14 protein-coding genes and 1 rRNA gene are annotated in these 18,972 nt (G+C 44.5%); 7 read left to right on the top strand and 8 right to left on the bottom strand.

Annotated features, from left to right (window positions below; translation table 11 throughout):
• Window positions 1-175: 175 nt before the first annotated feature.
• Together SPSYN_RS04960 and SPSYN_RS04955 are read left to right on the top strand one after the other, a co-directional pair.
• The gene (locus SPSYN_RS04960; RefSeq protein ID WP_161821364.1) at window positions 176-682 is read left to right on the top strand and encodes a DUF4912 domain-containing protein; all 507 of its coding nucleotides are present in this window, start codon (window positions 176-178) and stop codon (window positions 680-682) included.
• Window positions 683-695: 13 nt separating this feature from the next.
• Complete coding sequence (locus SPSYN_RS04955; RefSeq protein ID WP_161821363.1) at window positions 696-3,476, top strand: 1,4-alpha-glucan branching protein domain-containing protein; 2,781 nt, start codon at window positions 696-698, stop codon at window positions 3,474-3,476.
• A gap of 52 nt (window positions 3,477-3,528) precedes the next feature.
• On the opposite strand, the gene spoVT is transcribed toward SPSYN_RS04955, so the two are convergent.
• Window positions 3,529-4,062 carry a stage V sporulation protein T gene (spoVT, locus tag SPSYN_RS04950; protein ID WP_161821362.1) on the bottom strand — a complete coding sequence of 178 codons (534 nt, stop codon included), beginning with the start codon at window positions 4,060-4,062 and terminating at the stop codon, window positions 3,529-3,531.
• Window positions 4,063-4,408: 346 nt separating this feature from the next.
• Here spoVT and SPSYN_RS04945 point away from each other — a divergent pair, with 346 nt between their 5' ends.
• Together SPSYN_RS04945 and metH are read left to right on the top strand one after the other, a co-directional pair.
• On the top strand, window positions 4,409-5,128 hold the full coding sequence (locus SPSYN_RS04945; RefSeq protein WP_161821361.1) for a spore coat protein: 720 nt from the start codon (window positions 4,409-4,411) through the stop codon (window positions 5,126-5,128).
• A gap of 436 nt (window positions 5,129-5,564) precedes the next feature.
• The gene (gene metH, locus SPSYN_RS04940) at window positions 5,565-9,236 is read left to right on the top strand and encodes a methionine synthase (protein WP_161821360.1); all 3,672 of its coding nucleotides are present in this window, start codon (window positions 5,565-5,567) and stop codon (window positions 9,234-9,236) included.
• 171 nt (window positions 9,237-9,407) lie between these two features.
• Here the strand turns inward: metH and SPSYN_RS04935 are convergent, their stop codons facing one another.
• The 3 genes from SPSYN_RS04935 to SPSYN_RS04920 all read right to left on the bottom strand — a co-directional run bounded on the left by SPSYN_RS04935 (window position 9,408) and on the right by SPSYN_RS04920 (window position 13,670).
• Window positions 9,408-10,313, bottom strand: coding sequence for a universal stress protein (locus SPSYN_RS04935; RefSeq protein ID WP_161821359.1), 906 nt, complete (start codon window positions 10,311-10,313; stop codon window positions 9,408-9,410).
• A gap of 287 nt (window positions 10,314-10,600) precedes the next feature.
• Window positions 10,601-13,027, bottom strand: a complete 2,427-nt coding sequence (locus tag SPSYN_RS04930; RefSeq protein ID WP_161821358.1) for a glycogen/starch/alpha-glucan phosphorylase — start codon at window positions 13,025-13,027, stop codon at window positions 10,601-10,603.
• 364 nt (window positions 13,028-13,391) lie between these two features.
• Window positions 13,392-13,670 carry a hypothetical protein gene (locus SPSYN_RS04920; protein WP_161821357.1) on the bottom strand — a complete coding sequence of 93 codons (279 nt, stop codon included), beginning with the start codon at window positions 13,668-13,670 and terminating at the stop codon, window positions 13,392-13,394.
• Between the two features lie 354 nt (window positions 13,671-14,024).
• Between SPSYN_RS04920 and SPSYN_RS04915 the strand changes: the two genes are divergently transcribed.
• On the top strand, window positions 14,025-14,429 hold the full coding sequence (locus SPSYN_RS04915; protein ID WP_161821356.1) for an NUDIX domain-containing protein: 405 nt from the start codon (window positions 14,025-14,027) through the stop codon (window positions 14,427-14,429).
• The gene (locus SPSYN_RS04910) at window positions 14,426-15,292 is read left to right on the top strand and encodes an eIF2B alpha/beta/delta subunit family protein (RefSeq protein WP_161821355.1); all 867 of its coding nucleotides are present in this window, start codon (window positions 14,426-14,428) and stop codon (window positions 15,290-15,292) included. Before SPSYN_RS04915 ends, SPSYN_RS04910 begins: the two co-directional genes overlap by 4 nt.
• A gap of 75 nt (window positions 15,293-15,367) precedes the next feature.
• Here the strand turns inward: SPSYN_RS04910 and hisC are convergent, their stop codons facing one another.
• The gene (hisC, locus tag SPSYN_RS04905; protein WP_161821440.1) at window positions 15,368-16,432 is read right to left on the bottom strand and encodes a histidinol-phosphate transaminase; all 1,065 of its coding nucleotides are present in this window, start codon (window positions 16,430-16,432) and stop codon (window positions 15,368-15,370) included.
• A gap of 428 nt (window positions 16,433-16,860) precedes the next feature.
• On the opposite strand from hisC, the gene SPSYN_RS04900 reads away from it, so the two are divergent.
• Window positions 16,861-17,091 (top strand): hypothetical protein, encoded by a 231-nt coding sequence (locus tag SPSYN_RS04900; protein WP_161821354.1) that lies wholly within the window; start codon window positions 16,861-16,863, stop codon window positions 17,089-17,091.
• 88 nt (window positions 17,092-17,179) lie between these two features.
• Here SPSYN_RS04900 and SPSYN_RS04895 read toward each other — a convergent pair whose 3' ends face one another.
• The 3 genes from SPSYN_RS04895 to rrf all read right to left on the bottom strand — a co-directional run bounded on the left by SPSYN_RS04895 (window position 17,180) and on the right by rrf (window position 18,831).
• Complete coding sequence (locus tag SPSYN_RS04895) at window positions 17,180-17,500, bottom strand: PAS domain-containing protein (RefSeq protein WP_161821353.1); 321 nt, start codon at window positions 17,498-17,500, stop codon at window positions 17,180-17,182.
• Between the two features lie 18 nt (window positions 17,501-17,518).
• Window positions 17,519-18,574, bottom strand: a complete 1,056-nt coding sequence (locus SPSYN_RS04890) for a copper amine oxidase N-terminal domain-containing protein (protein WP_161821352.1) — start codon at window positions 18,572-18,574, stop codon at window positions 17,519-17,521.
• A 143-nt stretch (window positions 18,575-18,717) separates the two neighbouring features.
• Window positions 18,718-18,831, bottom strand: a 5S ribosomal RNA gene (gene rrf, locus SPSYN_RS04885).
• Window positions 18,832-18,972 lie beyond the last annotated feature (141 nt).

Below are 18,972 nucleotides of genomic sequence, written 5' to 3'. Positions count from 1 at the left end.
TTATAATTAATAATAAGACAATATTATCATAATATTTTATTTTTACACAGCCTCTGCACTTTACTGTATATATTTTCTATAAATTTTGTTATACTTAAATTAGTATTTATACAAGTTTACAGCCATGCCAAACGTGCGGGTACAAATCTACTGTTCTTATGGAAGGTGATTTTTTATGTTAAGCTCCATTGACCGGATGGAACTGCCCCGGTGGTATGACGAAAACAAAATGGTTTTAATGGTAGTCACCCCGCATACTGTTTTTTTATACTGGGAACTGGCCTTCAGCCAATGGAAGGCTGTTGCCGGGCACCAGCTGATCGTGCGCTTATTTGCCCTGGCCCCGGAGCAGCCAACTGAACAGCCAAGGCTGGTAACAAGTGCAGCTTTACCGGTAGGGACTGAAAACTGGTATTTTAACGACCTGCCGGCGGACAGTCAATACCAGGCAGACATGGGTTGGGAACAAGACGGAGTTTTTTACAGCCTTCTCAAATCCAATAGCGTCCGTGTACCGCCTGCCGAACCACTAGGGGTAGCGAGGGAGGCCCAATGGCAATCTATGAAGTTGGGACACCTGCCGGGGAATATCGCTGCCACCACCTCCAAACCTGATATAACTGTTAACGAAATACTGAACCAAATGTCCTTTTATATGGGCATCCACAATACTACATCATAAGGGAGAAAAGATTATGCATATCGGCTACCTGGCTATTGTTTTACACGGGCACCTCCCCTATATCCACCACCCGGAAGCTCCCGAAATGCTGGAAGAAAGATGGCTATTCGAAGCGTTAACCGAATGTTACCTGCCGTTATTAGATGTTTTTGAGTCAATGCAAAAGGACAAGGTGCCTTATCGCCTTACGATTTCTCTTTCCCCTACTTTGATCACTATGCTAACTGACCCAATATTACAAGAACGTTACGTTAGGCATTTGGAAAAGTCCATTGAACTGGCCGTTTTGGAACAGGAACGTTTACAGAATGCTCCCCAGTATCAATCCCTGTCCGTATATTACCTAAAAAAACTTACCGAGTTAAAAAAACAGTATGAGCGGTATAACGGCAATTTAATAAACCCCTTTAAGCAGCTGCAACAACAAGGTTGTCTCGAGCTTATCACCACCTGCGCAACGCACGGGTTTTTACCATTAATGAACTGCCGCTCCAGTTGGCGCGCGCAAATCCAAACAGCTCTAGAGCTTTATGCCAGCCATTTCGACCATCCACCAGCGGGCATGTGGCTGCCCGAGTGCGCCTACGCCCCCGGCCTGGATGAACTATTACGGGAATATCAGGTCAGCTATTTCTTTGTGGATAGTCATGGTATATACAACAGCAGGCCAACCTCGATATTCGGCACTTTCGCTCCGGTCTGCACTCCCGCTGGTGTGGCTGCTTTCGGCCGTGACCCTGAGTCATCCCGGCAGGTATGGGACAGGCACAGCGGTTACCCGGGTGATCCCATATACAGGGAATTTTACCGGGATATCGGTTACGATTTGCCTTTGGATTATATTGGTCCCTATCTGCCCGGCAATAATATCCGGGTAGACACAGGGTTAAAATATCATCGCATCACCGGCAGTGATCCGGACAAACAGCCCTACCGGCCTGACCTGGCAAAAAAGCGGGCAGCCGAGCATGCCAGGGATTTTATACAGCAGCGCTATGAGCAACTGAAAAAGGCAGGTCGCCAAATGCACCGCCAACCACTGGTGCTGGCACCTTATGACGCCGAACTATTCGGGCATTGGTGGTTCGAAGGTCCGGACTGGCTTAATTTCCTCTGTCGGGAGGCCGCCGACAGTGATTCCCTGCGCATGGTCACCCCGGCCGAATATCTTAAAGCTTACCCGAATAACCAGGTAGTAGAACTGCCCATGTGCAGCTGGGGTGCAGGCGGCTATAACCAGTTCTGGCTTAACCCATCCACAGACTGGATATACAAACACCTGCACCACGCTGAGGAAAAAATGACCGATCTAGCTGACGGACACCGGAATGCGCAAGAATTAGAAATACGCTGTTTAAATCAGGCAGCCCGGGAGTTATTGCTGGCTCAAAGCAGCGACTGGCCTTTCATCATTCATTCGGGCACAGCTGTGGAATACGCCAAACAACGGTTTACCAACCATATCGGCCGCTTCAACGCACTAGCAAGCATGGTGGATACCGGTAATATTCAAATAGATTTACTTGAGGAAATCGAAGCCAGGTCCAAATTTTTACCGGATATTGATTATCATGTCTTTAGTAGCTGCGATATGGTCGGCCGGCCGTCTACCGCACGTGCCAGTTACCGTATTTTAATGTTATCCTGGGAATACCCGCCCCAAACGGTGGGCGGTCTAGCCAGGCATGTTCATGACTTGTCCTGCTCCCTGGCAGCCCTGGGGGATGAAGTCCACGTCATCACCTGCCCGGTGTCAAGTAGAGGTAGCTATTCCCTCTACAGAGGTGTACACGTGCACCGCATCCGTCCTGAATTGTTAACCTCGGACGATTTCATAAACTGGGTGGGCCAGATGAATAACGGCATGGCGGAAATGGCCGGAAATTTGGTGGATGTGTTTGGGCCTTTTGACCTGGTCCACGCCCACGATTGGCTGGTGGTCGAAGCCAGCAAACTAATTTGCGGGCAAATGAAGCTGCCTCTAGTGGCCACCATCCACGCCACCGAATACGGGCGTAACCACGGCCTGTACACCGATTTGCAGAAACATATCCACAGCCTTGAGCAGGAGCTAACCAAGCAGGCCACTTTATTAATCGGCTGCAGCCGGTATATGTGCCAGGAAATCGCCCGTTTATTTAACCAGCCAATTGATAAAATTGCCGTGATACCCAACGGTGTTGATCCAAAAAACATCTTACCCGACCGGGAAAAATCGCTCTCCCGGTCAGGCCGGGGTAAAAACATTCTCTTCCTTGGTCGGTTAGTGCCGGAAAAAGGTGTACAGGTATTAATTGAGGCGCTGCCGGCAATTATACAAAAAGCCGGGCCGGTCAAACTGTATATCGCCGGCAAGGGCCCCTATCAGCAGGAACTGGCCGAACAAGCCAAGTCCCTGGGCGTAGCCGCCCAGGTGCATTTTGTTGGTTTTGTCAATGATGAAGACCGCAACAAACTGCTTGACCAGTGTGATGTGGCTGTTATTCCCAGCCTTTACGAGCCCTTCGGCATCGTTGCGCTTGAAGCTATGGCCGCAGGTCTGCCCGTGGTGGTATCTGACACCGGGGGGCTGCGTGATGTGATTGAGCATGGCATAGACGGTTATTGCGTGCCGCCCGGCGATGCCGCCATGCTAGCCCATTACACTACTGAACTGCTCAATAACCCGGAACTAGCCCAACATTTTACTAGGCGGGCCAAGCGCAATGTAGCCGTTAAGTTTAACTGGCGGCAGATTGCCTCGGACACCTTGAAAGTTTATGCCAAGGCCATTGCTATATCTGCCTTAAATTAGCTTAGCCGCAATGAGCTTAATAAACCCCAAAAAAAAACGCCCCGCAAGGCGTTTATTCTTCCATTTGCTTGGCTAAAAATGAGGCTGCGGTTTCTGAAAGTTTTCTTTCCAGCTCACCCATGCGCTCATCCCCGCTTGTAGTAATGATTACGGCACCAATGGCATCCCCGTTGGCAATAATGGGCGATACGACACTGTTTTTAAACATCGTCCGTTCGTCCACAGCCAGGCTGTGCTCTTCTTCAATTGTCTTGGTCTGCCGGTTATTAATGATCTCCTCAAGCGTACTACTGATGGGCTTTTTGATTAGTTCCTTTTTGAAGTTACCTGAGACAGCAATTATTTCGTCACGGTCGGCGATACAAACCACATGACCCAGCGCTTCATGCAGGGAATCTGCATATTCCTTGGCAAACTCACCGAGTTCATTAATGGGAGAGTATTTTTTTAAAATTACCTCTCCCTCACGATCTACATATATCTCTAACGGTTCGCCTTCACGGATGCGCATGGTACGTCTAATTTCTTTAGGAATAACAACTCGCCCAAGGTCATCTATCCGCCTAACTATACCAGTTGCCTTCATCCACGTTAACCTCCTTATATAACATATAAATCATGTTTTAGTAATAACCGATTATTGCTCAAACAATTACGAAAATTCTTGTTAAAAATTAGCAGTATAAAATACAAGCCTAACTTAAAATACGTTTAAACCCAATCTTTTTCATGCTTTTCATACTTAACGGTGAGCAGGGATTAAATTTATTTTTAAATAACAATTTATTACAATGTTGTACTGGCCACCAATCAAGCCAATTACTGGTTATACCTATCATTTCAATAATATATCCTCCCGGTGTGCATAATTTACGCCTAATACCTGAATAATAAACAAGATAGCTTTACAATTATGCAAAGGGAGGAAATCCATGAACACGGGAATCCATGACGCAATAGTCGTTAGTGAAGTACTGCGGAGTAACGCCAGCATGATAGACCATTACAACCTGTACATTTATAGCTGCCAGGACCAGCAGCTACGCTCATTACTGGACCGCCAGCAAAGGCATACTCTGGATAGTTTCCAAAGACTGACCCAAATAATGCAAAGTCACGGGATGGACACCAGTAGTATTCCTCTGCCTACCTCCATGTCCATTACTGGCGGCAGCACTATGAGCACAAGCACATCCGCTTCCGCAACCGCACCTTACGGCTCCCAGTGGTCTGCGCCGCAATACAGCACCGGGCAAGCTAGCACCATGACTTACACTATGCAGCAGGGTATCGGCAGCCATGGCATGGGTGCGACGATGCCCACTCAGGCTGAATCCCAGCTGAGTATGCCAATGGGCATGCAAACCGGCAGCCAGAGCAACTCAAGCGGCATTCTCAATGACCGTTCCATCGCTGAAGGGGCGCTGCATTTCCATAAATACGGTGCCGATACCGTTACCAAAGCTGCCCTGGAATGCTCAGAGCCCCATATTCGCACAGCGCTGGCCAACATGGCCCGCAACTGCATTGAAATGTCTTATGAAATCTACAACTACATGTCCCAGCGAGGCTGGTATCAACTACCCAGCAGCCCGCAAAACTTTATTTCCCATGCAACACAACAGCAACAGCAGCAGTATAACAATCAATAACCCGCCTATAGTATGCACAATAAAAGCCGGCCAATGCTCAAGTGTGGCCGGCTTTGCATTTGACTACGCTTTATACGACAGAGCATTGTACTGCTCATTTAGCTAGCTTTGTTATTTAATTACTCCAATACTCGGTTATCTGATTAACCCGGGCCTGAATTTTTCGGTTTCATTTAAATTGCTAAGGTTTGTAGAATAATCTACCATGATTGTTCGGTTTTTCAACATGTTAATAAATCCTGTTGAACAATTAATTTGCCCGGAAATATAATCATAAATTGCTCTCCTTAAAAAAATCAACTAGAATTAGAATACTAAAACAAAATGGAATGAATACGGGACACGCAAGAAATTAACGGCTGACATTTTGAATGATTTTTGTGTTTCCTCCGTTTCTAATTTATTGAGGGAACCTGGTATAAAAGGAGGCGGTAAATTGAAGTACCCAATAGAAGCTTTGTTAAAAGAAAAGATATTAGTTCTGGACGGCGCCATGGGGACAGCCATACAAAAGCTGGGTTTGGGGGAAGAGGCCTTTAGCGGCGGCCTAGCTTGCCGACGCAGTCAAAAGGGCAACAACGATATTTTAAATATCACCCGGCCGGAGCTGATTAAAGAGATACACCGGAGCTACTTACAGGCTGGAGCCGATATTATTGAAACCAATACCTTTAACAGCAATAGAATCTCCCAGGCAGACTATGCGATGGAGCATATGGTTTATGACCTAAATTATTATGGAGCTCAAGCAGCCAGGGAAACCGCAGATGAGTACACGCAAAAGAAACTAGCTAAGCCCAGGTTTGTAGCCGGTTCTATAGGTCCAACCAATAAAACTGCCTCTTTATCTCCGGATGTGGAAAATCCGGGTCTAAGGAATATAACCTTTGACGAGCTGCGAGAGGCTTATGAAGAGCAAATTGAGGGTCTTGTCGATGGCGGGGTGGATATTTTATTAATCGAAACCATCTTTGACTCGCTAAATGCCAGAGCAGCTATCATAGCCGCTGATACGATACTGACCAGAAAGTCAATAAATTTGCCCATTATGATTTCCGGAACCATTACCGATAAAAGCGGCAGAATCTTAACCGGCCAAACCCTGGAAGCTTTTGCGGAAAGCTTAAAACACGATCGAGTATTTAGCATTGGCTTAAACTGCGCCTTTGGTCCCAGGGAATTAGTGCCCTTTATAAAAGAGCTGTCCAAAACCCAAGGCCTTTATATCAGCTGCCATTCTAACGCCGGCCTCCCTAATTCCCTTGGTGAATATGATGAGACACCGGTGGAAATGGCTGCGCATGTTAAGGAGCTGGCTGAGGAAGGCCACCTGAACATTGTCGGCGGCTGCTGCGGTACTACACCGGAGCATATTCAGGCTATCCACGAGGCAGTGCGGAATATTCAGCCAAGAAAAATACCCGTTCTTGAAAAGGTTACTATTTACTGCGGCCTCGAGGTGCTTAAGGTAAATAAAGAAAATAATTTTATCAACATCGGTGAACGGTTAAATGTAGCGGGTTCGGCTAAATTTGCCCGGCTAATCAGAGAAAAGCAATATGAAGCAGCCCTGTCTATAGCCAAGGAACAGGTGGAAAACGGAGCCCAAATAATTGATGTAAATTTTGATGACGGGCTTTTAGATGCTGAAAAGGAAATGGACTTTTTTTTAAAGCTCATGGCCAGCGAACCTGACATAGCCAAAGTACCGGTGATGATTGATTCTTCCAAATTTAACGTGTTGGAAACAGGCTTAAAAGCCATTCAGGGTAAGGCGATTGTCAATTCCATTTCCTTAAAAGCAGGAGAAAAGGAATTTATTGCTCAGGCACAGATTATCAAAAAATATGGTGCCGGTGTCGTTGTGATGGCCTTTGATGAGCAAGGGCAGGCAGATACCCTGGCCAGGAAAATAGATATCTGTCACAGGGCTTATCACATATTAGTGGATATCGTTAAGTTTCCGGCGGAAAATATTATCTTTGACCCCAATATTTTGGCCATAGCCACCGGCATTGAAGAACACAATAACTATGCAGTAGACTATATTAATGCCACCAGGTGGATTAAAGAAAATTTACCTTATGCCAAGGTTAGCGGCGGCATAAGCAACCTGTCCTTTGCCTTCCGGGGCAATAATGTGATTAGAGAAGCCATGCACTCTGTATTCCTCTACCACGCGATCAATGCCGGTATGGACATGGGGATATTAAACCCCGGCCTGGTGCAGATCTACGATAAGATAGACCCGGAGCTGCTCGACAAGGTGGAAGCTGTGGTCTTAAATAAAAGCACTACGGCGACGGAAGAACTTATGGTTTATGCAGAAAAGTTTAAGGGTGTTGAGGCAGCCCAAAGTGAAAACAAGCTAGCCTGGAGAACTGCGGATTACAACGAAAGATTAAGATACGCCCTGGTTAAGGGATTAACCGATTATATTGCCGAAGATATTGAAGAAGCCAGGAAAAATTACGACCGGGCTTTAGGGGTTATTGAAGGCCCCTTAATGGATGGCATGAAGCTGGTGGGCAATTTATTTGGCGAAGGTAAAATGTTTCTGCCCCAGGTGGTCAAAAGTGCCCGGGTAATGAAAAAAGCGGTGAGCTTTTTACTGCCTTATATTGAAGCAGAAAAAGCCGGCAACAAAAGCAGCTGTGCGGGCAAGATCGTTTTTGCAACGGTTAAAGGAGATGTCCATGATATTGGCAAAAATATTGTGGCTGTAGTGCTTGCCTGCAATAACTTTGAAGTGGTCGATTTAGGGGTTATGGTGCCCTCCGAAACCATCCTGCAAGCCGCCAAAAGAGAAAAGGCAGATATCGTCGCCCTAAGCGGGTTAATCACTCCCTCACTGGAGGAAATGGTCCATCTGGCAGAAGATATGGAACGAGAAGGCTTCACGGTGCCGCTGCTGATTGGAGGTGCAACCACCTCCAAGGTACATACGGCCTTAAAGATTGCCCCTAAGTACTCCAGAGGAGTTGTCTATGTACCTGATGCTTCCAAGGCCGTCGAGGTAGCCAGGCAGCTGGTTGACCAAACCGGGAGGGAAAAATATCTAGCTGAAATAAATGAGGAATACCAGCAAATCAGAGCAGCTTATGCCAGGAGAGAAATAAAGACAATTCCCCTGGCCGAAGCTAGAAAAAACAGATTTGAAATTAACTGGTCCGAGGCTAAAATCAGCGTCCCTCACTTCTTAGGCATTAAAAAATTAGAAAACTTCCCCATAGCCAAGCTAAGGGAATTTATCAATTGGACCTTTTTCTTTGCGGCCTGGGATATGCGAGGGGTTTATCCAAAAATTCTAGAGGATCCCAGGTATGGCAGGGAAGCCGGCAAGCTTTTGGCCGATGCCCATAAACTGCTGGATACCCTGGAAAAAGAGCATATTATATCTGCCAATGCTGTATTTGGCATCTTTCCGGCTAATTCAGCATGTGATGATATTGAGGTATACGACCCCCTGGACCACAATCGTCTGCTGACCACCTTTAATCTGCTGAGACAGCAGGCCAGTCAAGATAACCGATACAGGTGTCTGGCAGATTACCTGGCACCGAAAACCGGCGGCTTGCGGGATTATCTCGGGGGTTTCATTGTCACCGCCGGGCTTGGAGCCAGGGAATATGCAACAGATTTAAAAGCTAAAGGCGATGATTACAGTGCCTTAATGGTGAAACTGCTGGCGGACAGGCTGGCCGAAGCCTTTGCCGAACTGCTCCACCAAAGGGTTAGGATGGTTTACTGGGGTTATGGGGCAAATGAAAATCTTTCTCTGGAGGATTTGTTCAAGGGGAAATATACCGGTATCCGTCCAGCCTTCGGTTACCCCTCACTCAGGGACCATACGGAAAAAGAGAAACTATTTGCTCTTTTAAACGGCCACAGCATCGGTGTGTCTTTAACGGAAAGTTTCATGATGGAGCCGGCGGCCAGTGTATGCGGCCTTTACTTCGGCGCGGGGGAAGCCGAGTATTTTGATATTAATAAAATAGATCGAGAGCAGTTTGAGGACTATCTTAAGCGAAACGGCAGAACAAGCAGTGAAATAGCCAAAAGCCTTGGCTCTGTGTTAGGTTTTGATTTTATCCCGGAGCTTGCGTAAGTTCTTTGAAGTAACGGCCTACAGTGCTTTTACTGCTGCCGGTTGCTCATATCCCCCCGATTAATATAAATAAACTGCAGGGTCGAGGCTGCCAAAGCTTCCCTGCAGTTTTTTCCAATCAGGCACATAAACCACAGCCTATTTAATGACAAAGCATCCATTTTACTTTTTCTAGCCGTACATTAAACCACCACCGTCATTAACTGCAGCAGCTATCTCCCTCCTGGCCGGGATTAATAATACGGACGCATCAGCCTGCCGCACAATATTATGGCTGACACTGCCCAGGAAAAGTTCCTTCACAAATCCTCTTCCCTGACTCCCCATAATGACAAGCTGCACACCAATTTCCTGGACGGTTTTTAATACTTCTACAGAAGGATTGCCATGTTTTATTTCTGTATTTACCTCGGCATTCGAAATAGATTGGAGCCGCTGTTTCAAATTTTGCAATCGTTCATCGTCAATGCGATTTAATTCATCCAGACGGTCTCCCAAGTATTTGCTAATAGTTTGATCTTGAACGTGCATTAAAGTAATTTTCTTAACGCCTTTAGAAGCCATGCCCAATAAGTATTCAAAAGCCTGTTCTGCATTTTCGGAAAAGTCGGTGGGGCATAAGATATGATCACTGATACTAAAACTACCGGCCGTATCCGGTTCATACTCGTCCTCCAACCTTACGACCAGCACCGGCTTCCGAGCATAATGAATTACATCATAGGCGACTCCGTCTGAAGGAGTCTCACTGGTAAAAGAATGCTTATGGGCGCCAACAACAATTAATGAATAATCCTCCTCCAGGGCAATCTTGTTGACCATTTTTCTAGCCAAACCTGGTGCAATTCTGGTTTCAACAGTATATCCATGCTTTTCAAGAACCTCTTTCTTCGCCTTGAGGTTAATTTCCATCACTGAAGAAATATACGAAAGAGTGACAGTATTAGCTACCCGGGCATCCAGGCAATGTAATAGAAGACATTCCTTAACCCCATAAGCCTTTAATGCACCAAGTCGCTCAACTAAGGCCAAGGAGTCGTCTGATAAATCAGGCACAACAATTATTCTTTCAAACATAGTACAGCCCCCCTTCTGGCAATCTCAGAGTCAAGTCTACTAAGAAAATCATATTAAAAAACCAGTCCTGCGCAGTCATATCCAAAATTGTTATATAATAAATAATTTTCCACTTCTCCCAAGCTTGAAAGGCTTATAGCATCCATATATAAAGTACTTGTGGATATGTTGAGTTTATTGTAAGAATTATCTATCAAATTTGTCAATAGCCGGTACAATATTTGTCATATTAATTTATACTTAAAGGCGAAATGATTGATAAGGTCTTTGCATCGGGTCATAAAAGATTAAACTACAGGTCCTTTGCGGTTCCAGATTAGTTGATGGTACTCCTTGATGGCCCGGTCGCTGGAAAATATGCCGGCTTTAGCAATATTATACAATGAGCTTTGCAGCCACTGGTCCTGATCGGCATATTTCTGATTTAGTCCTTCCCAGGCCACGGTATAGGGCATAAAATCCTTTAATACAAAAAAACAATCATTTTCCCACAAGAGACCATTACGAATGCTATGAAAATCATAGGTTGTTTGTAAAAACCCATCCACCAGCTGGTCTATTACTCTTTTTAGGCGTGGTGTGCTGGAATACTCATCCCAGGAGTTATAACGACCGGCTACACTAAGCTCCATTACCTGAGCAGCGGTTAGCCCGAACAGCGCAAAGTGCTCATCCCCCACAGCCTCGTGTATTTCCAAATTGGCCCCGTCCCGGCTGCCCAGGGTAATTGCTCCATTGAACATAAATTTCATGCACCCCGTACCGGAAGCCTCCTTACTGGCAGTGGAAATCTGTTCGCTGACATCTGCCGCCGGGTAAACAATTTCTCCCAGCGAAACATTAAAATTCTCCAAGAACACCACCCGTATATAATCATTCACCTGTTTGTCATTGTTTACAATTTGCGCCACGGAATTAATCAATTTAATAACGTCTTTGGCCCGTTGATATGACGAAGCTGCTTTTCCGCCAAAAATAAAGGTGGTGGGTTGAATCGTCTTCCCTTCTTTTATAGCGTTATAAAGGTCCATGATTTTTAAAGCGTTAAGTAATTGTCTCTTATACCCATGCAAACGTTTAACATGGATATCAAACATTGAAGACGGGTCAATCGCCACCCCTTGCCGCTCAAAAATATATTTGGCCAACCTTTCTTTGTTTTTGTATTTCGCTTTGGCCAGTTGTTCCATAAAACCCCGGTCGTTACTAAAAGCTAGCAGTTTATCCAATTCAGTAGCCTGGTTAATCCATTCGACGCCGATGGCTTGGGAAATTAAATCGGATAAAGGCTGGTTGGCATAATGCAGGAAACGTCTATGGCTTACACCGTTAGTAATATTATGGAATTTCTCCGGGGTGATTTTGTAGAAAGCGCCAAAAATATTCTCCTTCAGTATTTGAGAATGAATGCGAGAAACCCCATTCACCGAACGAGAACCAATTACCGATAAATGGGCCATGTTAATCCGGCCGTCAGCAATTATAGCGGTTTTCCGGAGCAATTCTTCGTCGCCTGGATACCTGCTGCCGATATCCTGTAGATAACGACGGTCAATTTCTTCAATAATCATATAAATGCGGGGCAATAAAGCACGAAATAGATCCACCGGCCAGCACTCCAGGGCTTCCGGCAAAATAGTGTGGTTGGTATAAGAGAAGACGTTTACGGTAATCTCCCAGGCTTCTTCCCAAGACATTCCTTCCTCATCGATCAGAATGCGCATCAATTCAGGGATGCTGACGGCAGGATGGGTATCATTAATATGGAAGGCCACCCGCTTCGCAAATTTATCCAGCGACCCGTAAATCATCTTATAGTATGCAATGCTATCACCAACACTGGCTGCAGAAAGAAAATACTCCTGTTTCAAGCGCAACTCCCTGCCGGCCTGGTTCTGGTCTTCGGGATATAGTATGTTGCTGATGGCCTCCACTTCTGCTCTATAAGCAGCTGCTTTAGCAAATTCGCCCTGATTAAAAGACAACAGGTCAAAATCCTGCATCACAGGTTCGGCACTATACAATCTGAGATAGTTAATCTTGGACGTATCCATATAACCTAAGAATAATATATCATGAGGAACAGCCAATACCGGCTCATAATTTTCATGAATAAAAATAATTCGGTTGCCATCCATTGCAGTCCGTACATTGCCCTTGAATTTAACCGTGATCATCCGATCCGGCTTGGGCGTAGCCCACACATAACCATCCTTAAGCCAGGGATCCGGTACCTCCACCTGGCAGCCATCTACGATTTTCTGGGTAAAGAGGCCGTATTTGTAGCGGATCCCAAAACCAAAACCATAGCCTGCATCCTTTTCCTGCGCCATAGAATCTAAATAGCAGGCGGCCAACCTACCTAACCCGCCATTACCCAAGGGGGCCTCTTCTTCTTGGAGAAGCAGTTCATCATAATTAATATTTAAGTCGGCCAACCCTTCCCGTACAATGTTTTCTAAGCCCAAGTTCATCAGGTTATAAGCAAGCATTTTACCAATTAAAAATTCCATCGATAAATAATAGATACGTCTCTGATCTTTTTCAATATTTGTCTTCACTGCATTTACCCAATAGCTGTTCATCATTTCCTTAACTAAACTTACTAAGGCATGATACTTTTCCCAGTTGTTTGACAATTCCAAAGGATTGCTTTCCACCCGGCTGAAAGTATCCAGATAAGCTTTTTTAAAACTTTCTTTATCTTGAATCAACGATAATATCCTCCTCTCCTTTTAATTTAGTCATTTATGCACCTAATATTCGATAGCGAAAAAAATTACTTAATATTTGTTTTGTTAACAATATTCTAACATTTGAACTTAAATTTAACTACTTCTTAACTCAGAAAAGTCAATATTTAGTCATTCCTGTGGCAAAGTTGCTGTGTTCTTTTGTCATCCACCATAACAGTGAAACCAAGTTTCTCATAAAATGCTTTAGACGTATTAATGTCCTTAACCGTTAAACTAATCGAAAATGCCCCAATACTCATGCTAATTCCCCTTCTTCTTAGTATATTCAGAGCTACCCGCTTAACCAAACCAAGGTCTTTTCTTGACTACTAAAATATTTTCCCTAATCGCCCCGCAGTTGACCCGTATTTCTCAATCTTTTGTTACGGAAATACAATAAAATATCAGTTCCCACCATAACCATATTAAAGGCATAAAGGTAAATCACGCTATCATAAAAAAAGAAAATTTTGTGTAAGATGCCGGACACATACCCCGTAAAAATTACCAGTAAAAACAGCAAGCTTTTTCCCTCGATAGACCGGGATTTATAGGATTTATAAATGGAAAATGGCCAGGCCGCTCCGAAACATAACAGCATAACGATTTCAAATACACTCATCTTATCGCTCCATATCTACTACTTAACTTTTGATATGTCCTTTAAGCCTGGTTAATAATCTTCATGAAAACCTATAAAATTCCTTCCGTATAACTTGGATAAAAATTTGCCCGGCATTCGATCTTTAAAAATTACATATAGCATTTGCCATTACTCTAAGTCAATTAATCTACCATACACTGTCCCTCTTTTTATTGCTACTGTTTGTTCTGCATATTATTTAACGGTATAAATAGATGTATGTGCTATGTGCTAGGTTGATTGACACTCCCGGCAGACAATAGATATAATATTTTAACCATTAAATACTTTTTAGCGATTATGTTGCAAAAATAAAGGATAGAGGTGCTATTAATGCAAGAAAGTCATGTGGTTACGTGCTTTTTGGAAAATGACGGACAGGTACTTATCCTGAAAAGAAGCAACAAGGTTGGCACCTACCAGCAACGCTGGGCGGGGGTTAGCGGCTTTATCGAACCTGGGGTAAGTGCCGTAGAACAAGCCCGACAGGAAATTCATGAAGAGGTTGGTTTAGGTTCAGATGAAGTTACCTTACTAAAAGAAGGTGAGGTACTGCAAATTGTTGATAATAAATTGGATAGAAAATGGTTTGTGCATCCTTTCCGGTTTAACATAAAAAATAAGGATAAAATCGTGCTCGACTGGGAAAACACCGAGTATCTTTGGGTTCACCCGGACCAAATTCCCTCTCATCAGACGGTACCCGGTTTATACGCCGCCTGGGAGAAGGTCAAATGATGAAGCCGCTCCTCGACGATATTGACGCTATTATCACAAACCGGACTAGTGGAGCCAGCGAACTGGCTGTTCAGGCTTTGCAGGCACTCGCTAAGTCGGTCAAAACCAGTCAAGCAGCTACTCCGGAACTGTTCACCAGTGAACTGCAGGAGGTCATTGCTGCCTTAGCCAAGTGCAGGCCAACAATGGCAACTATTTATAATGCTGTCCACCGTTTTCAGCAGCAGTTGCAAACTTGTGTTGAATTGAGCAGTACCTTGCCCGAACTGCAAAATTATTGTATGAAAGCGCTGGACCAACTAAAAAAGGATGTCATTGTCAATAAAAAACAAAGCATAATCAATGCCGCAAATTTTATTAACACCGGTACAACCATTGCCACCTGTAGTTATAGTTCCACTTTAGTAGATGCCATCCACAATGCTGTACTGCAAGGAAAAACAATGTTGCTGCTGGTAATGAAGTCTCAAGCAGGCGCTATTAGTTATGGGGAACAGTCCCGTCTTCGCTTTGCAGCGGATGGCTTAAATTGCCGGGTTATACCTGACGATATCTTGCCGGATTCGCTGGATGGGGTGGATTTAGTATTGCTTGGTGCTGACACCGTGTTTAAGGACGGTTCGGTACTTAACGGTTACCCCAGTCTAAAACTGGCTGAGACAGCCGCTGTTCATAATCCCACGGTGCCTGTTTATGTAATCTGCGATTCATTAAAGTTTTCATTGGACCGCAGGTTGGATAAAATAGAAGAGGGTTTTGAAGCAATTCCATTTAAATTTATCACCGGTCTGATCTCGGAAGACGGTGTATTTAAGAAAGAGAAAATGTTAGATTATCTGAGTAGCCGCGCCATATATTCATAAACTTGTCATATGCCCACTACGCCACGGGGGACAGCACGTACTGTCCCCCGAAAAGCGTAGCTTACCATAAATTACTCAGTTACTCCCTAAAATAGCCTGCAGCTGCCTGACTAATTCCTGCATCTCCCGGTCAGTGCCGATAGTCACCCGCAAGTGGTTGTCAATACGCGGCTGTTTAAAATACCGGACCAGCACTCCTCTTAGCCGTAGTTCGCTGAACAGCTCCTCCGCACTTTGGTTCTGATGGCAAATAAAAATAAAATTTGCTGCCGAAGGCACCACCTCAAAACCAAGCTGCTTTAGTGCACTGACCACCCATTCCCTGGTGGCCATAACCGCCCGGCAGGTGGTGTCAAAATAATCCCGGTCACGCATAGCCGCGGCACCTGCCACAAGCGCAAGCCGGTCAAGGGTGTAGGAGTTAAAGCAATTCTTAGCCCTCTCCAGCCCCTCGATTAATTCTGCCGATCCAACGGCATAACCGATGCGCAGGCCGGCTAGTGATCTGGACTTGGATAAAGTCTGGGCCACCAGCAGGTTGGGGTATTTTTTTATTAAGGGGATGCAGCTTACACCGCCGAAATCAATATAGGCTTCGTCCACCAGCACCACTGAAGCAGTATTCCGCTGCAGCAAGGCTTCAATTTGCTCCAGTGGTAGGATACGGCCGGTAGGCGCGTTGGGGTTGGGGAAAATAATCCCGCCGTTATCTACCGGGTAATCTGCCAAATCAATCTGGAAATCGGCGGTTAACGGCACAGTCACCGCCTCAATCTCAAAAAACTTACTGTAAACCGGGTAGAAGCTATAACTAATGTCCGGGTAAAGAATTGGCTTTGCCTGTTTAAAAATTGAAATAAAAGCAAAGGCTAGTACTTCATCGGAGCCATTGCCTACAAAAACGTTATTTTTTTCCACCTGAAAATAATCCGCAACCGCCGCCTTGAGAATGTCTCCATTGGGGTCAGGGTAAAGCCGCAGGTCCTGGTTGGTGTGCTCACGAATAGCCTCCAGAACAGCCGGCGACGGAGGGTAAGGATTTTCGTTGGTATTTAACTTGATATATTGGCGATCCCTTGGCTGTTCGCCGGGCACATAGGGGTCCAATCCCCTGATTAATTCACTCCAGTAGATGCTCATTACATTTTCTACTCTCTTTCTCTTTTGCTCAAAGCCAATAAACTCTTTCATGCCTTGTTGTATATGCTGAGTAAATTTTACCTCAGTTCGCTGTCCTTGTCTATCAAGAAACCAAATGGGTAACCCTCAAGGCGTAAAATCCTACCTTTCAGTCATTAATTTAATTTATTAAAAAAGCAACCGCTATAAGAAAAACATGTTGACTTTGTGCCAGTATTATATAATATTAATAATGTAATACTAAACTTGAGACATAAAACCAGAACTGGCTATTATATAGTCAAAAAATTTAGGGAGGTAATATTATGGCAGAGCAAAAGATACAAGTTCATGTATTTGGTATCGACGCTCCGGTATCCACCGGCGGCGGTTGATGTTCTGACTCCGGATGCGGATCAGATCCCACTGGATGTGGGTCAGATAGAACTATGAAGGATGAGGCGCTTGAGCTGGCGGGCAAACTCCAGTATGCTTTTGGTGACAATGTGGAAACCAGTTTTGTTGACGTCAGCACCGATGAAATGAGTAACTATCCCGAGATAGAAAAGATATTAAACCGCGTTAAGCTGCCCCTTACTGTTATTAACGGCGAGCCTCGGTTCCACGGCGGTCTGGGTGTAGAAATGATCGTTGAAGCAATTAAGGATTTAAGTGCCTAAGCAAAGAGAATATTAATGGGCCGGATACTGGTGACGATAGCATCAGTATCCGGCCCATATTTTATACTCACCTAAGCAGGCATCTATATTAAACAAAATACATCAATTCAATTAAACCTGCAAAAACACCCTCGTCATAATAAGGCAAAATAACTTTATGCATCACTTTGCCACCCTTCTTAAGCGAATAATTATACGGCTCTCGCCTCCCCCTGGCGAATTCATCAGCCATTTGCCTAATTTTTTCTTTTGAAGCCTCTTTTTTGTGGCAAGTCAAAATGCTTTGTCCGATTAGCATCCCTGCCTGCTTGTGGCGCTTGGCAGCGGTTTGGTTAACGTATATTAACTTTAGCTGCGCGTCAACAACATACGCGATAACGCTTAGCTGATCCAAAAAAGACCAATCCATAGCTCCGTCCCTTAAACCCTATCTTTTAATTGTAATAACTTTGTGATTTTTTTCGTAGTCTATCTCAGCGTGCTGAGTTTCACTTACAAAACGCAACGGAACAAACACTCTGCCCGGCGCTATAACCTCCGGTGGGCTTGGTAATTGATGAATACTGTTATCGATGTAAACAGCACCTGTTTCAACATTTATTAGTATGTTACTATCACCATAGATATTAACCTGGGATAAGTTTGGTAGCCATTCCACTCGGACGTTCAGCGCTTCAGCAATAAAACGCAGCGGTACCATTGTAAAACCACTGGAGTTTATATATGGCGCCGCGTCCAAGCTAACAGTGCTGCCATTCAAAGTAGCCTGCATGCTTCCAATGGCAAATTTTATAATCTTTTTATCAATTCCAGTAGTTTCAACTTCTTCAGCTACCGGTTTTTCTGCTGGAGCAGTTTTATCAACATCAGCCTGGTCTTTTTGAGCATCATCTTGTTCTGTATCTGCATTTACCTTTACCTTTGCTCCCCCTGTTCTGCCCAGTTTATCTGTGCTAGGGAACGGGAACCCGGAACCCGACGGTGCCCGCATAGACATTATTATCTCACCTGCATCTTCATCTATGTAAATTGCACCAAGGTACAGCAGAATATAGCTATCCTGTGAAATGTCCGGGGTAGTGTTCACTTTGAGCATGATTTCATTTTCATCAAGCTGGGTTACAGACAAATTCCCCTGACCGTAAAGAGCGTTTTCTTTGCCACCATACTTGCGTGGAATTTTAACATAATTCTTTGCATTACCCACCATTATTGCCTCGTTACTGAGTTGTTCTACCCAGTCACCCTGGGTCATTGTAGATTCATCCTCATTGCAAAACCTAAAGTCTTCAGGAAGTCTAAATAATCCTATATCGCCATTCTTTAACGCCCCACCTGTAATTTTAATTAGAACAGTACCCAGCGAGCTAACCGAGTCGCCCTTTACTGCAGGTTGGGTAAGCACTTTAATCTCTGATGCAGCAGCAGTCGAAGCAAACATAAAAAATACAGCAAATACACCCAATAAAACCAGCTTCTTCATATTATCCCACCTCTTCTTCAATAATTCAGAAAACTATCCTAGTTAATTAAAATAATTGTAAAAATATTAACTCCAAATGTAAAGCTTTATTATACATAAAGCAAACCCCCCCGGCACAAAACCAGGGGGTTCATTAAAATTAATTCCGGCAACTACCTACTCTCCCAGGGACAAGCCCAAGTACCATCGGCCTCGAAGAGCTTAACTTCCGTGTTCGGGATGGGAACGGGTGTATCCTCTCCAGTATGGTCACCGGAAAACTTTATATACTATTTGTATAAGGTAAATAAGTTAATTTAACGGTGCCAGGCACCTTGTGTTTAACTTGTTGTTCCCTCAAAACTGTACAGCCAAGCAAGTAGTAGTTTAGCTAAGGTAACTCTATCACCGACTACCGA

Origin of the sequence: Sporotomaculum syntrophicum (assembly GCF_009932395.1) — a bacterium.
GTDB lineage: Bacteria > Bacillota > Desulfotomaculia > Desulfotomaculales > Desulfallaceae > Sporotomaculum > Sporotomaculum syntrophicum.
Note: the sequence above shows the minus strand (reverse complement) of the source record. Positions and strands in the feature narration are given on the sequence as shown.

Coding starts and splice junctions, on each gene's coding strand:
- SPSYN_RS04960 (WP_161821364.1), top strand. CDS start 176: ATGTTAAGCTCCATTGACCGGATGGAACTGCCCCGGTGGTATGACGAA.
- SPSYN_RS04955 (WP_161821363.1), top strand. CDS start 696: ATGCATATCGGCTACCTGGCTATTGTTTTACACGGGCACCTCCCCTAT.
- spoVT (WP_161821362.1), bottom strand. CDS start 4,062: ATGAAGGCAACTGGTATAGTTAGGCGGATAGATGACCTTGGGCGAGTT.
- SPSYN_RS04945 (WP_161821361.1), top strand. CDS start 4,409: ATGAACACGGGAATCCATGACGCAATAGTCGTTAGTGAAGTACTGCGG.
- SPSYN_RS04935 (WP_161821359.1), bottom strand. CDS start 10,313: ATGTTTGAAAGAATAATTGTTGTGCCTGATTTATCAGACGACTCCTTG.
- SPSYN_RS04920 (WP_161821357.1), bottom strand. CDS start 13,670: ATGAGTGTATTTGAAATCGTTATGCTGTTATGTTTCGGAGCGGCCTGG.
- SPSYN_RS04915 (WP_161821356.1), top strand. CDS start 14,025: ATGCAAGAAAGTCATGTGGTTACGTGCTTTTTGGAAAATGACGGACAG.
- SPSYN_RS04910 (WP_161821355.1), top strand. CDS start 14,426: ATGATGAAGCCGCTCCTCGACGATATTGACGCTATTATCACAAACCGG.
- hisC (WP_161821440.1), bottom strand. CDS start 16,432: ATGAGCATCTACTGGAGTGAATTAATCAGGGGATTGGACCCCTATGTG.
- SPSYN_RS04900 (WP_161821354.1), top strand. CDS start 16,861: ATGAAGGATGAGGCGCTTGAGCTGGCGGGCAAACTCCAGTATGCTTTT.
- SPSYN_RS04895 (WP_161821353.1), bottom strand. CDS start 17,500: ATGGATTGGTCTTTTTTGGATCAGCTAAGCGTTATCGCGTATGTTGTT.
- SPSYN_RS04890 (WP_161821352.1), bottom strand. CDS start 18,574: ATGAAGAAGCTGGTTTTATTGGGTGTATTTGCTGTATTTTTTATGTTT.